The following is a 13861-nucleotide window of genomic DNA, read 5'->3' as shown; positions in this document are numbered from 1 at the left end:
TAAAATAATATTAAGTATTAAATATCACAATTTATTAACTAGCATAATTTAAAATATTTTTTTAATTAAGAAAGGAAATTATAAAATGGAATTAAAACAAAATTTATTAGGAAATTATAAAGAAAATAAAATAATAGAAACAAACAATGAAACTAAAAATTTCTTGATTGAAAGAGATAATGAGATATTTAAATTATATCAACAAGGAAAAATATTACAAGGATATAAGGTTGTATCAAAAATACCAAAAACAATTAAAACAGAAGATGGAGATATAACTTTAAAAAGACGAATATATGTTAAATATGATGAAGAAAAAAATGAATATATAAACCGCTATCCTTTGGATGAAGAATTAGGTTTAAAAAAATACCAAAGAAATGAACAAAATTTAATAAATAAAATTACTTCATTTTTAGGCGATGGAAAAAGATATAAAGATATTTTAGATACTGTCGAAAACGCTAATCTTAGTGAAAGAACAATATCTAATATTTTTAAAAATGCAGATTTAGAAGAAACCGATTACATTAGTAATAAAAATAACAATAAAATTAAAATTCCAAATAATGTTTTATATATTCAAATTGATGGGGCATTTGAACCTATGTGAGAAAATAAAAAAAGAGTTGAAAATAAAATATTTCTTTCAACTATGCATGTTGGTGTTGATGAAGAAAAATCAACAAAAAACAGAAAAAAAATGAAAAAGAAAAAAGGCGTTTTTCAAATGATGAATAAAAATCATAAGAATAAAAATGATAAATCTAATATTGATAATTTTATTGATAAAATTTTTAAATCAATGGATACTTATGATATTAATGAAGATACTAAAATATTAATATTAAGTGATGGTGAAAAACAAATTAAAAAAATTTATATAGCAATAAAAGCAAAAAATAAAAAAAACACCGTATCATATAGTTTAGATAAATTTCATTTAGTAAAAAGATTTAAAGAATTATTCCCAAATCGTAAGAAAAACCAAATTCATAGATTAAAATATAAATTATCAAAAATATATTTTTTTACTGGAAATTATGAAGTATTATTAGATTTTTTAATGTGTCATTTGCCCTATGTTATTGATAATAAAAAGAAAATTTTATTAGAAACTATTGAATTAATTAAAAATAATAAAGAAGGAATTGAAAATCAAGCATTAGAATATAATATTGGTTGTCACATGGAAGGTGATATATCACACTACATTAAGGCAGTTAAGGGGCGTGGCGCGAAAATATATTGTAAAGAAACATTTATCAATATGTTAATTGCTTCAATGTTAAGACTTAATAGTAAAACAAATGAAGAAAAAATTGATAAAACTAATAAAAATAAAGAAAAAATTGAATTTAATATATTTAATTTAAATCAATCTAAAAAGCAATTTTTATCTTTATAAAAAATAAAAAACCTTTTAAAATTAGTAATAACTTTAAAAAGTATTTTTTAGTGTATCAAAATTCATAAATTTATAAATTATTTATTCAAATAAAAATTATGTTTTTAAAAAAGTTGAATTTTTTATAAATTTTGTTATCATTTAATTATAAGCGAAACTTAATTTGTTTCTAATTACTTAATTTTATTAAAAACCTCAAAATAATGTATACTACCGTTAACAATACAAATAGGTTTAATAATATTTTTCCCCATTAGCTTATTAATTCGCATACGAATTGTTTTTTCAGAAATATTAATTGTTTTACTAATTTTGCGTATTGAAATGCGACTATCTTTTTGCAACTGCCCAATAATATCCCATTCTATTTCATCCAATCTAATTATACTATTACCTCTCAATTTTAATTAAAAAAACAAAATAACCTGATTTCATTCCAATAGGTCCTTATTTTAACCATTATTTTATAATTAAAATGTTAATGCTACTGATTAAAATCCTTTAATGTCCTTTTTTATGCCTTAATATTAACTTATTTCCGAAAAAAAATCCATTTTTTCCTAATTAATTATAAAATAATTGGAATCTTAATTTGTAAAATGTTGCGAGAAAAATATAATAAAAGCAAAGAAAGGAGAATTACAATGAATAAATTACGACATTTTATTGATACACAAGATTTTAGTAAGAATGAAATCTTGGATTTATTAACGCTAATGAAAAAACTAAAAACTGCTCGTTATAATGGTGCAATTCCACCCTTATTACAAAATAAAACATTAGCAATGATTTTTGAAGAACCTTCAACAAGAACAAGGGTTTCTTTTGAAGCAGCAATGACATTATTGGGCGGACATACACAATATTTAAAACCTAGAGAAATTCATCTTGGCCAAAAAGAGTCTCTTTATGACACAATTAAAGTTTTATCACATATGACTGATGGAATTTTAATTCGGTGTATACTGTAAAACTAAACCATAAAAAGTTAGAAGTATTATAACAAATTAAAAATAAAATACAATAAAAAAGTAAAAAGTAGTATAAAAACTATTTTTTACTTTTTTATTGTATTTTACTAATTTATTCATTTTCATTTATTTTATTAATATTTTCATTAGACTTCTTGCATTACTTGTTAAAAAATTGCAAATATTTGTAAAAAAGATACTAATAGAAAAATATAATTTTAATTAATTATGTTTTTTATTTAAAAATTTAATATTTTTCCACAACGAAAAATTAATTTATTATTTAAATTATTTAATTTTAAATAAATATTTTATGTTAAATATAATAATTGTAAATTATAAATTGAGGCAATTAAATTAAATCTTAAACCAAATCTTTTTCTTCGATTACGATATTTTTCTGTAATAATTTTAAATTTTTTAAGAATAGCAAAAATATTTTCAATAATAATTCTCATTTTTGAAACTAGTCTATTATATTGCTTTTGTTCTTTGTTTAAAGGGTTTTTCTTTGTTTTCTTTGTGGGTATTAGAACATTATTGTGATTTTTTTGTATTCCTTTATAACCACTATCAACTATTAATTTGGTATTTTTTAAAATTGGGATTTTTGATTCTTTAAATAAAGCATAATCATGTTTTTTTCCGGGCGAAAAACTTGTTGCAATAATTTTTTTGGTTTCTTGTTCGATAATTACTTGTGTTTTGATCGTGTGTTTTTTCTTTTTACCAGAATAAGATTGTTTTTGTCTTTTTTTGGGCGTTGGATTGGAGTTTCGGTAGCATCAATAATAATAGTTTTATCATTAAAATAATCATTTATTAGTGCTTTTTTACCAGCAAGTTGTTGAAAATCAGAGTTTTTAATTAAAATATCTTCAATTCACTTAATATTACGATAACAATTAGCCTCACTAATATCAAAACTTTTACCAAGATGAAAATAAGTCTGATATTCTCGTCAATATAATAAAGTCATCAATAATCTATTTTCTAATGATAATTTATTAGTTTTACCACCTTTTTTAAATTTTTCTATTTCAGCAACTTTTAAAATATCTAACATTTTATTAAAAGTGGATTTTTTTATTCCTGTTAATCTTAACCATTCTCTATCATTAAGAGTATTAAATTTATGGATGGGTTAAGATAAATTGGACAACAATAATGTGGAGTAAGGATTATAATTAAATTAATAAATGGAGGTGTAATTATGGCAAAGAATCATTATACCGATGAATTTAAACAACAAATTGTTAGTCTTTATAAAACAGGTAAAACAGCAAAACAATTGTCCAGTGACTATCAGGTCGGTAAATCAACAGTTTGAAAATGAATTTATGAATTCAATAATTCTGGTTCATTTAAAGCAAAAGATAATCGAAGCCCAGAAGAAAATGAACTAATTCATCTAAGAAAAGAAATTAAATAATTACGAATGGAAAATGATATTTTAAAGCAAGCCACACTGATAATAGGCAAAAAATAGTAATTATTAAAAACAACAAAGAAAAATATGCAATTACTAATTTATGCAAAACACTAAAAGTTCCTAGATCAACGTTTTATTATCAATTGAAATCAAATAATCCTAAATCAAACCATACTATTGATAATGCTGTTATCAGTATTTTCTTAAAAAGTCGTAAAAATTATGGCACAAGAAAAATTAAAGTTATGTTAGCACAACAAAATATTTTATTATCACGAATAAAAATTAGTAAAATAATGCAAAGATATAACTTAATTTCCAATTATACAAAACTTAAATATAAACATCAAAGTAACAAAAACGCTATATACAAATATCATAATTTGTTAAATCAAGAATTTAATAATTATAAACTACATGAAGTTGTTGTCAGTGATTTAACACAAGTTGCTATCAATAGCAAATGATATTATGTGTGCTTTCTAATTGATTTATTTAATCGTGAAGTTATTGGTTATGATGTTAGTTCTCATAAAGATGCCAAATTAGTTGAAAATACTTTTAAAAAGCTTAGTTTTTCTTTAGATAATATTAAAATATTTCATACTGATCAAGGCAGCGAATTTAATAACAATATCATTTACAATCTTTTAGCTAAAAACAATGTTGCAAAATCTTATAGTAAACCAGGCTGTCCTTATGATAATGCTGTTTCTGAATCAACCTATAAAATTTTAAAAACAGAATTAATTAAAAACAGAAAATTTAAAAATATTGAACAATTTAAATTAGAATTATTTGACTATGTTAATTGATACAATAATGTACGAATTCACAGCAAATTAAATTATTTAACACCAATTGAATATAAAAATCTTTACTCTACATAAAATTTGTCCAAAAAACCCTTGCCATTCCATACATATATTTTTTCTCCTTTACTAAAATCTAATTATATTATTAAAATGATGAAAATAATTTGTTAAACACAAAAATAATTAATAAATTTTATTATTTTTATTATATACATTAACTAATTAATGAACAAATATTTTTTTAAAATATTGTTTTGATGTAAAATTTTCTAAACAAGGTCTTATTGTAGTATTTAATATATTTAAAACATTTTTTAATCTACTACGAATATTAATCAAAGGTTCATTTGATCCAAATCATCGCCTTATATCTCTATTTATTCGTTCAACTAATGCTTTTTGTTTTGGTTTACCAGGGTCACAAAAATAAACTCTTATTTTAAAAGATTTTTCTATTGGTTTTCATTTATAAAATTCTTTTCCTCTATCTGTCAAAATACAACTAAATTTATTACTGCCAATTTGTCTAATCATTTTCATTAAAACCATTAAAACAATACTTGCTTTTTTAGTAAATAAAATATCATAAAAAACTATTTTAGATTTCCTATTTACTAAAACTAATAAATGAAAATTACCACAATCAAGAGTATCCATTTCTCAAATTCCACTAAAACTAAAATCATCACCATAATCATTTAAAAATTGCTTATAATCTCTAATATTAAGCAATACACCACGATTATCATTTTTTTCACCATTTTTTGTTTTTCGTTTTTTATTTTTAAAATACAAATTATCTTTTGATAAATTAAAATAACCTAATCTAATATATTTATACATTGTTTTAAAACACACACCAAATTTTACATTATATTGTAATTCATAAGACATAATAATATTTTGTGGAGAACGACCAAAATTATTATATTCATTAGAAAAATAACTTAATTCTTGTGAATTTAACATTAGACTTCTTGCATTACTTGTTAAAAAATTGCAAATATTTGTAAAAAAGATACTAATAGAAAAATATAATTTTAATTAATTATGTTTTTTATTTAAAAATTTAATATTTTTCCACAACGAAAAATTAATTTATTATTTAAATTATTTAATTTTAAATAAATATTTTATGTTAAATATAATAATTGTAAATTATAAATTGAGGCAATTAAATTAAATCTTAAACCAAATCTTTTTCTTCGATTACGATATTTTTCTGTAATAATTTTAAATTTTTTAAGAATAGCAAAAATATTTTCAATAATAATTCTCATTTTTGAAACTAGTCTATTATATTGCTTTTGTTCTTTGTTTAAAGGGTTTTTCTTTGTTTTCTTTGTGGGTATTAGAACATTATTGTGATTTTTTTGTATTCCTTGATAACCACTATCAACTATTAATTTGGTATTTTTTAAAATTGGGATTTTTGATTCTTTAAATAAAGCATAATCATGTTTTTTTCCGAGCGAAAAACTTGTTGCAATAATTTTTTTGGTTTCTTGTTCGATAATTACTTGTGTTTTGATCGTGTGTTTTTTCTTTTTACCAGAATAAGATTGTTTTTGTCTTTTTTTGGGCGTTGGATTGGAGTTTCGGTAGCATCAATAATAATAGTTTTATCATTAAAATAATCATTTATTAGTGCTTTTTTACCAGCAAGTTGTTGAAAATCAGAGTTTTTAATTAAAATATCTTCAATTCACTTAATATTACGATAACAATTAGCCTCACTAATATCAAAACTTTTACCAAGATGAAAATAAGTCTGATATTCTCGTCAATATAATAAAGTCATCAATAATCTATTTTCTAATGATAATTTATTAGTTTTACCACCTTTTTTAAATTTTTCTATTTCAGCAACTTTTAAAATATCTAACATTTTATTAAAAGTGAATTTTTTTATTCCTGTTAATCTTAACCATTCTCTATCATTAAGAGTATTAAATTTATTATTGTTCATATTTTTATGTCCTCATAAATTATATTTTATAATAATATTTTAATAAAAAAGGGTATCGCAAGAAGTCTATTATTTAAATTATTTAATTTTAAATAAATATTTTATGTTAAATATAATAATTGTAAATTATAAATTGAGGCAATTAAATTAAATCTTAAACCAAATCTTTTTCTTCGATTACGATATTTTTCTGTAATAATTTTAAATTTTTTAAGAATAGCAAAAATATTTTCAATAATAATTCTCATTTTTGAAACTAGTCTATTATATTGCTTTTGTTCTTTGTTTAAAGGGTTTTTCTTTGTTTTCTTTGTAGGTATTAGAACATTATTGTGATTTTTTTGTATTCCTTGATAACCACTATCAACTATTAATTTGGTATTTTTTAAAATTGGGATTTTTGATTCTTTAAATAAAGCATAATCATGTTTTTTTCCGAGCGAAAAACTTGTTGCAATAATTTTTTTGGTTTCTTGTTCGATAATTACTTGTGTTTTGATCGTGTGTTTTTTCTTTTTACCAGAATAAGATTGTTTTTGTCTTTTTTTGGGCGTTGGATTGGAGTTTCGGTAGCATCAATAATAATAGTTTTATCATTAAAATAATCATTTATTAGTGCTTTTTTACCAGCAAGTTGTTGAAAATCAGAGTTTTTAATTAAAATATCTTCAATTCACTTAATATTACGATAACAATTAGCCTCACTAATATCAAAACTTTTACCAAGATGAAAATAAGTCTGATATTCTCGTCAATATAATAAAGTCATCAATAATCTATTTTCTAATGATAATTTATTAGTTTTACCACCTTTTTTAAATTTTTCTATTTCAGCAACTTTTAAAATATCTAACATTTTATTAAAAGTGGATTTTTTTATTCCTGTTAATCTTAACCATTCTCTATCATTAAGAGTATTAAATTTATTATTGTTCATATTTTTATGTCCTCATAAATTATATTTTATAATAATATTTTAATAAAAAAGGGTATCGCAAGAAGTCTATTATTTAAATTAATCTTTATTTTTTCTTTTTTCCTAAAGATTACATCTTAAACGTTATCAAAAGGGCCACAATAATCATAACATAATTTTAAAAATTACAAATTAAAAAATATTTTATTTTTAAATAATAAAATATTGTAAATTATCAAATGTTTTCTAATTGTAATAATGATGCTTTCATTTCCAATCCACCACGATAACCACGTAAAGCATTATTCTTGCCAAGAACACGGTGACATGGCACAATAATTGTCATTGAATTATTTCCAATGGCAGTTCCAACAGCACGAACGGCGCGGGGATGGCCAATTTTTTGGGCAATATCTGAGTAACAAGTTGTTGTCCCATATGGTATTTTTGCAACTTCTCGTCAAACTTTTTGTTGAAACAATGTTCCAATAAAATCAAACGGTAAGGTAAAAGTTGTTCGTTTCCCTGCTAAATATTCTGTTAATTGGGTAATTACCTTATCGGTCTTTCCCCCTTGATCAGCAACTAACAGAATATTTGTACCTTTTTTCTGTTGTCAATATTCTAACTCACTAAAACCTTTATGGTTAGAACCAATAAAAGTAACTCCTTGGTCAGAAACAGCAACATATAAATCTCAATTATTAAATTTTAAATTAGTATAGTATCATTTTATTACTTTTTGCACAGTCATATTTATTTTTCCTCTCTTGTCATAACTTTTGCATACTAAAATAAATTCTTTTATCCATTAGACTTCTTGCGATACCCTTTTTTATTAAAATATTATTATAAAATATAATTTATGAGGACATAAAAATATGAACAATAATAAATTTAATACTCTTAATGATAGAGAATGGTTAAGATTAACAGGAATAAAAAAATCCACTTTTAATAAAATGTTAGATATTTTAAAAGTTGCTGAAATAGAAAAATTTAAAAAAGGTGGTAAAACTAATAAATTATCATTAGAAAATAGATTATTGATGACTTTATTATATTGACGAGAATATCAGACTTATTTTCATCTTGGTAAAAGTTTTGATATTAGTGAGGCTAATTGTTATCGTAATATTAAGTGAATTGAAGATATTTTAATTAAAAACTCTGATTTTCAACAACTTGCTGGTAAAAAAGCACTAATAAATGATTATTTTAATGATAAAACTATTATTATTGATGCTACCGAAACTCCAATCCAACGCCCAAAAAAAGACAAAAACAATCTTATTCTGGTAAAAAGAAAAAACACACGATCAAAACACAAGTAATTATCGAACAAGAAACCAAAAAAATTATTGCAACAAGTTTTTCGCTCGGAAAAAAACATGATTATGCTTTATTTAAAGAATCAAAAATCCCAATTTTAAAAAATACCAAATTAATAGTTGATAGTGGTTATCAAGGAATACAAAAAAATCACAATAATGTTCTAATACCTACAAAGAAAACAAAGAAAAACCCTTTAAACAAAGAACAAAAGCAATATAATAGACTAGTTTCAAAAATGAGAATTATTATTGAAAATATTTTTGCTATTCTTAAAAAATTTAAAATTATTACAGAAAAATATCGTAATCTAAGAAAAAGATTTGGTTTAAGATTTAATTTAATTGCCTCAATTTATAATTTACAATTATTATATTTAACATAAAATATTTATTTAAAATTAAATAATTTAAATAATAAATTAATTTTTCGTTGTGGAAAAATATTAAATTTTTAAATAAAAAACATAATTAATTAAAATTATATTTTTCTATTAGTATCTTTTTTACAAATATTTGCAATTTTTTAACAAGTAATGCAAGAAGTCTATTAAGTTAATAAAATTATACTATTAATTTTAATAAAAACAATTGGTAACTAACAAATATTTAAACTTCCGTTTCTTCTTGTTGATGATTAGCTAATAACTTTTTATAACCATCATTAATTTTTCGCATTAGTTCTTCACTATCAAAACTTTTATTTAAATCAGGATGATATTTTTTTGCTAACTGACGATATGCTCGTTTAATATCATTAATTGAAGCTGATGAATTTAACCCAAACAATTGATATAATTCTTCTAATTCAGCAGTAGTTGATGCAGGTTGTTGAAAGTTTTCTCATGTTTGTGAATCAAAAAAAGTGTTAAAATCAGTTTCTAATTTCTGAATAAATTCTTGATAAATTTTATTTACCAAAGTAAGATGTTCATTTAAAGCGGTATAAAAAACTGCTTCTAATTCAGCAAAAATTTGGCGATCTTTTCATCGTAAATAAAATTTAATTTGTTTCAAAATTGTAAAACTATCAGGAACTAAATGCGTTGCTAACATCTTTCTAGTTAATAAGACATATGGTTTTAAAAAACATTCAACAAAAGTTTTACCTCATGTTTTTTGATCATATAATGCTACAAAGACTGTTGCTAACGGTTCAATGTTGTTACTAATAACTTCTGTTAATAAATTATTTAATTCTTCATTAATTGTTGTAAAATATTCAATAAAAATATCGTTTGCAATTGGGTCTGTTGTTTTATTCAAATAATGAATTAATTCTCAATAATCAGACATAAATAATCCTAAGTTAAAATCAATTTGATAATCTGGGATTGAAGTATCAACATATCGTGGTAATGGTAACAAATATTTTGCAATTGATTCATCTTCAACAATAATTGTCATCATAAGCTCATAACTTTTATCGGCTTGGTCTTTGCCATTAATGGTATGTTCTTCATTTTTAAAATGATATTTTGCCTTTCGAAACCAAAAACTAAACAAAGCTCCCACTAAAGAAAAAGCAACAATGACCAAAACTATAATTACTCAATTCATTGTGATATATACTCCTTTTTATAACAATTTTACTACCGTCAATTTATTAATCAAATATTATCTATTGTTCTTTTTGCATTACGGCATCAATTTCACTCTTAACAGCCACACTAATATTACCAAATGGCATAATTACTGTTTGTAAAACAGTATCAATGTGTTTTAGTTTAAACTTTGTTTTTAATAATTCAAAATCAACTTCATCCAAATCTTTTACTGTTACTCGTAAACGGGTCAAAGTTGCTTTAACCATAACAATGTTATCACTTGTCCCTAAAATCGTGATTAGGTCATTAACAGAAAAAGAGATTTTTTGCTTTGGAATTAAGAATTTTTGAAAATTAAAAATCTTTTTACGAAAAACCATCATTAAAATAAATAATAGCATTAAAATCATGGCCACTACAATAATGATGATATATTCTGCTCGCATTGCTACTCATCCCTTCTGTTGTTATTACAATGTGCAAATAAAATTTTCATTTTAGCAATCATACTTAAATTATTTTCTTCATCATAAAATAAATTTAATGTTTTTTGACTAATTTTTAATTCAATTTGCGAACTCAAAATTTCTGATTCATAAGTATCAATAACTAAACTTTTCCCTGCTAATTCTCCTGTTAAGCGAACAACCTGTGCTTGGTCCAAAATAATAGAAGCATTAATCGTTGAAAATGTTGAATTAGCAACGGGGGCAATTTCTTTTAATTGTCATAATGTTGTCATATTCGCCGCAATAATTGAGCCATTAATTGCTCGCATATACCCTGTTGACCCTGTTTTTGTTGAAAATACTAAACCACTCCCACGAAAATGTTCTAACAAATCATTATTGACATAAATGTCAGTCCGAATTGTTTTAACATGGTCAACAACTTTTGCTTCGTTTAAAGCATAGCGAATAATATTATTGTTATATTTAATTTCTAATAAGGGCATTTGCCGAATCCGCGCTGTATCATTAATAATTGCATCAATTGCTCGAGAATATGTTTTCTCATCATAATTAGCATAAAACCCCAATGATCCAGACTTGATAACAATAAAATAAACTTCATCAATAATATCTTGGAACTCATTAACAGCGCGTAATAAGGTACCATCCCCACCAATAACAAAAACATATTCTGGATTAACAATATCTTCTGCTAAACCATAATTTTGTAATGTTTTGGCAATTTTACTAACCAACTTGGCTGATTCTTGATAGTCATTTGCAATAATTGCATATTTAAACATTGTTATCATCCACCTTTTCTTAACATTTTAGTTATATTATACCTTTATTTTAAATTGTAAGTCGGATTAATTAAAAAATAGGCAGTATTTCTGCCTATTTTAGTGAGATAGGGTTAGTAATTCAACATCAGTAAACTGTAATAAATTAGTTTGACTTAAATGATGGTGAATTTTATTATCTGGTCAAAAAATATAAGTAAAAGTAAATCCAACATAAGTTAACCCTTGTTTTGTTCGAAACTTATTACATGATCCACGCGGAACTGATATTAGTTCTTTTGTTTTTGCATCATATAAAAAACTTTGTGGAATATAAAATAAGACGACATGGGTGATAGAAACCATTACAATTCCTAAAATAAACATTGGTAATCGGGCAAATGGTCACATATACTTAAGCCCGATAAAGTTTGTATTTCATCCCCCGACATTAAAACCACCATTATTTCATGGTTCTCCACTATTTGGACCAACAAATAACTGATTAGTTTTAAAAATCCAATCTCAAACTACTGCGATAATTGAAAATAATGTTAATCATAATAATTGTCATTTAAATAATAAACCACTATAAGGGCGCCCAACTAAACCATATTTATAAACATATAAATAAGCAAAAATAATTAAAGTATGTAGAATAGACTTCTTGCATTACTTGTTAAAAAATTGCAAATATTTGTAAAAAAGATACTAATAGAAAAATATAATTTTAATTAATTATGTTTTTTATTTAAAAATTTAATATTTTTCCACAACGAAAAATTAATTTATTATTTAAATTATTTAATTTTAAATAAATATTTTATGTTAAATATAATAATTGTAAATTATAAATTGAGGCAATTAAATTAAATCTTAAACCAAATCTTTTTCTTCGATTACGATATTTTTCTGTAATAATTTTAAATTTTTTAAGAATAGCAAAAATATTTTCAATAATAATTCTCATTTTTGAAACTAGTCTATTATATTGCTTTTGTTCTTTGTTTAAAGGGTTTTTCTTTGTTTTCTTTGTAGGTATTAGAACATTATTGTGATTTTTTTGTATTCCTTGATAACCACTATCAACTATTAATTTGGTATTTTTTAAAATTGGGATTTTTGATTCTTTAAATAAAGCATAATCATGTTTTTTTCCGAGCGAAAAACTTGTTGCAATAATTTTTTTGGTTTCTTGTTCGATAATTACTTGTGTTTTGATCGTGTGTTTTTTCTTTTTACCAGAATAAGATTGTTTTTGTCTTTTTTTGGGCGTTGGATTGGAGTTTCGGTAGCATCAATAATAATAGTTTTATCATTAAAATAATCATTTATTAGTGCTTTTTTACCAGCAAGTTGTTGAAAATCAGAGTTTTTAATTAAAATATCTTCAATTCACTTAATATTACGATAACAATTAGCCTCACTAATATCAAAACTTTTACCAAGATGAAAATAAGTCTGATATTCTCGTCAATATAATAAAGTCATCAATAATCTATTTTCTAATGATAATTTATTAGTTTTACCACCTTTTTTAAATTTTTCTATTTCAGCAACTTTTAAAATATCTAACATTTTATTAAAAGTGGATTTTTTTATTCCTGTTAATCTTAACCATTCTCTATCATTAAGAGTATTAAATTTATTATTGTTCATATTTTTATGTCCTCATAAATTATATTTTATAATAATATTTTAATAAAAAAGGGTATCGCAAGAAGTCTAATAAAGTAATTATAATAAAAGAAATTATCTAAGCTTCAATACCCATTAACTGGTGTAATAATTGCTAAGATTGGTAAAATAATTGCTGATGGTGCTACAACTTCAAAAAATTTTCGACTAGGAAAAATTAAAATAAATCCTGATAATAACTGGTGCAGACTACATAAATGTAAGGGCATTAATTCACTTAAACCACGAACTTGGGACGGACCAACTGGTCCTCAAATTCATTCTGTTTTTAAAACAAGTGCTAAATATGATACTCAAATCGCATAAGTTAAAAAATAAGTTGCAATTTGATAACTTCCAATTGAAATTCGAAATCATTTTCAATTAACAGTTTTAGCATAATATTTTTTTGCAAAAAATAATGATCCAATAATTAAGACAAAAATAGCAATTCCAACTAATTAAAAAATATAACTATGTCCTTTAGAAAATCATTGGCTCATTCAATCTGCTCCTGGTACATATGAACCTGCTGAATCAAAGAATCCTCAAGGTCCATCA

The 13861-nt window shown here is 23.1% G+C and carries 22 protein-coding genes; 6 read left to right on the top strand and 16 right to left on the bottom strand.

Annotated elements, in window-relative coordinates; all coding sequences use genetic code 4:
- The first annotated feature begins 85 nt into the window (after positions 1-85).
- Positions 86-1408 (top strand): Mbov_0401 family ICE element transposase-like protein, encoded by a 1323-nt coding sequence (locus MSROBK_RS01675; RefSeq protein ID WP_040092746.1) that lies wholly within the window; start codon positions 86-88, stop codon positions 1406-1408.
- A 173-nt stretch (positions 1409-1581) separates the two neighbouring features.
- Here MSROBK_RS01675 and MSROBK_RS12295 read toward each other — a convergent pair whose 3' ends face one another.
- Positions 1582-1785 (bottom strand): Lrp/AsnC family transcriptional regulator, encoded by a 204-nt coding sequence (locus MSROBK_RS12295; RefSeq protein ID WP_040092745.1) that lies wholly within the window; start codon positions 1783-1785, stop codon positions 1582-1584.
- Between the two features lie 267 nt (positions 1786-2052).
- On the opposite strand from MSROBK_RS12295, the gene MSROBK_RS01665 reads away from it, so the two are divergent.
- Positions 2053-2379, top strand: a complete 327-nt coding sequence (locus MSROBK_RS01665) for a Rossmann-fold NAD(P)-binding domain-containing protein (RefSeq protein ID WP_040092744.1) — start codon at positions 2053-2055, stop codon at positions 2377-2379.
- Between the two features lie 311 nt (positions 2380-2690).
- On the opposite strand, the gene MSROBK_RS12825 is transcribed toward MSROBK_RS01665, so the two are convergent.
- Both MSROBK_RS12825 and MSROBK_RS12820 read right to left on the bottom strand, forming a co-directional pair.
- Entirely contained in the window at positions 2691-3089 is a 399-nt protein-coding gene (locus MSROBK_RS12825; protein WP_416375031.1) for a transposase, read from the bottom strand.
- Positions 3074-3445, bottom strand: a complete 372-nt coding sequence (locus MSROBK_RS12820; protein ID WP_040093092.1) for an IS5 family transposase — start codon at positions 3443-3445, stop codon at positions 3074-3076. Before MSROBK_RS12820 ends, MSROBK_RS12825 begins: the two co-directional genes overlap by 16 nt.
- 147 nt (positions 3446-3592) lie before the next feature.
- On the opposite strand from MSROBK_RS12820, the gene MSROBK_RS01655 reads away from it, so the two are divergent.
- Both MSROBK_RS01655 and MSROBK_RS01650 read left to right on the top strand, forming a co-directional pair.
- Positions 3593-3811 (top strand): IS3 family transposase, encoded by a 219-nt coding sequence (locus MSROBK_RS01655; protein ID WP_052443427.1) that lies wholly within the window; start codon positions 3593-3595, stop codon positions 3809-3811.
- Positions 3808-4701 carry an IS3 family transposase gene (locus MSROBK_RS01650; protein WP_206780830.1) on the top strand — a complete coding sequence of 298 codons (894 nt, stop codon included), beginning with the start codon at positions 3808-3810 and terminating at the stop codon, positions 4699-4701. The genes MSROBK_RS01655 and MSROBK_RS01650 overlap by 4 nt, the downstream gene beginning before the upstream one ends.
- A gap of 147 nt (positions 4702-4848) precedes the next feature.
- Here the strand turns inward: MSROBK_RS01650 and MSROBK_RS01645 are convergent, their stop codons facing one another.
- The 6 genes from MSROBK_RS01645 to MSROBK_RS01630 form a co-directional block, all read right to left on the bottom strand.
- Positions 4849-5595 (bottom strand): IS30 family transposase, encoded by a 747-nt coding sequence (locus MSROBK_RS01645; RefSeq protein WP_040092739.1) that lies wholly within the window; start codon positions 5593-5595, stop codon positions 4849-4851.
- Positions 5596-5759: 164 nt separating this feature from the next.
- Positions 5760-6158, bottom strand: a complete 399-nt coding sequence (locus MSROBK_RS12815; RefSeq protein WP_242441474.1) for a transposase family protein — start codon at positions 6156-6158, stop codon at positions 5760-5762.
- A complete protein-coding gene (locus MSROBK_RS12810; protein ID WP_040092647.1) occupies positions 6143-6595 on the bottom strand; it encodes an IS5 family transposase in 453 nt (150 codons plus the stop codon). Before MSROBK_RS12810 ends, MSROBK_RS12815 begins: the two co-directional genes overlap by 16 nt.
- 101 nt (positions 6596-6696) lie before the next feature.
- The gene (locus MSROBK_RS12805; RefSeq protein WP_242441474.1) at positions 6697-7095 is read right to left on the bottom strand and encodes a transposase family protein; all 399 of its coding nucleotides are present in this window, start codon (positions 7093-7095) and stop codon (positions 6697-6699) included.
- Positions 7080-7532: an IS5 family transposase gene (locus MSROBK_RS12800; protein ID WP_040092446.1), complete on the bottom strand. Its 453-nt coding sequence runs from the start codon at positions 7530-7532 to the stop codon at positions 7080-7082. Before MSROBK_RS12800 ends, MSROBK_RS12805 begins: the two co-directional genes overlap by 16 nt.
- A gap of 211 nt (positions 7533-7743) precedes the next feature.
- Entirely contained in the window at positions 7744-8265 is a 522-nt protein-coding gene (locus MSROBK_RS01630; RefSeq protein ID WP_040092738.1) for a methylated-DNA--[protein]-cysteine S-methyltransferase, read from the bottom strand.
- Between the two features lie 127 nt (positions 8266-8392).
- On the opposite strand from MSROBK_RS01630, the gene MSROBK_RS12795 reads away from it, so the two are divergent.
- Positions 8393-8845, top strand: coding sequence for an IS5 family transposase (locus MSROBK_RS12795; RefSeq protein WP_040092446.1), 453 nt, complete (start codon positions 8393-8395; stop codon positions 8843-8845).
- A complete protein-coding gene (locus tag MSROBK_RS12790; protein WP_416375030.1) occupies positions 8830-9228 on the top strand; it encodes a transposase in 399 nt (132 codons plus the stop codon). The genes MSROBK_RS12795 and MSROBK_RS12790 overlap by 16 nt, the downstream gene beginning before the upstream one ends.
- A 223-nt stretch (positions 9229-9451) precedes the next feature.
- Here the strand turns inward: MSROBK_RS12790 and MSROBK_RS01620 are convergent, their stop codons facing one another.
- The 7 genes from MSROBK_RS01620 to MSROBK_RS11400 all read right to left on the bottom strand — a co-directional run bounded on the left by MSROBK_RS01620 (position 9452) and on the right by MSROBK_RS11400 (position 13530).
- On the bottom strand, positions 9452-10402 hold the full coding sequence (locus tag MSROBK_RS01620) for a J domain-containing protein (RefSeq protein WP_040092735.1): 951 nt from the start codon (positions 10400-10402) through the stop codon (positions 9452-9454).
- Between the two features lie 61 nt (positions 10403-10463).
- Entirely contained in the window at positions 10464-10835 is a 372-nt protein-coding gene (locus MSROBK_RS01615; protein ID WP_040092734.1) for a PTS sugar transporter subunit IIB, read from the bottom strand.
- A 2-nt stretch (positions 10836-10837) separates the two neighbouring features.
- On the bottom strand, positions 10838-11644 hold the full coding sequence (locus tag MSROBK_RS01610) for an NAD(+)/NADH kinase (RefSeq protein ID WP_040092732.1): 807 nt from the start codon (positions 11642-11644) through the stop codon (positions 10838-10840).
- Positions 11645-11743: 99 nt separating this feature from the next.
- Entirely contained in the window at positions 11744-12010 is a 267-nt protein-coding gene (locus tag MSROBK_RS01605; protein WP_227991355.1) for a hypothetical protein, read from the bottom strand.
- Positions 12011-12446: 436 nt separating this feature from the next.
- Positions 12447-12845 (bottom strand): transposase family protein, encoded by a 399-nt coding sequence (locus MSROBK_RS12785; protein ID WP_242441474.1) that lies wholly within the window; start codon positions 12843-12845, stop codon positions 12447-12449.
- Positions 12830-13282, bottom strand: a complete 453-nt coding sequence (locus tag MSROBK_RS12780) for an IS5 family transposase (RefSeq protein ID WP_040092446.1) — start codon at positions 13280-13282, stop codon at positions 12830-12832. Before MSROBK_RS12780 ends, MSROBK_RS12785 begins: the two co-directional genes overlap by 16 nt.
- Positions 13283-13308: 26 nt before the next feature.
- Positions 13309-13530, bottom strand: coding sequence for a TMEM164 family acyltransferase (locus tag MSROBK_RS11400; RefSeq protein WP_227991353.1), 222 nt, complete (start codon positions 13528-13530; stop codon positions 13309-13311).
- Positions 13531-13861 lie beyond the last annotated feature (331 nt).

Origin of the sequence: Spiroplasma poulsonii, from assembly GCF_009866525.1 — a bacterium.
Taxonomy (GTDB): Bacteria; Bacillota_I; Bacilli_A; order Mycoplasmatales; family Mycoplasmataceae; genus Spiroplasma; species Spiroplasma poulsonii.
The sequence above is the reverse complement of the archived record's forward strand: the minus strand, read 5'-3'. Positions and strand labels throughout refer to the sequence as shown.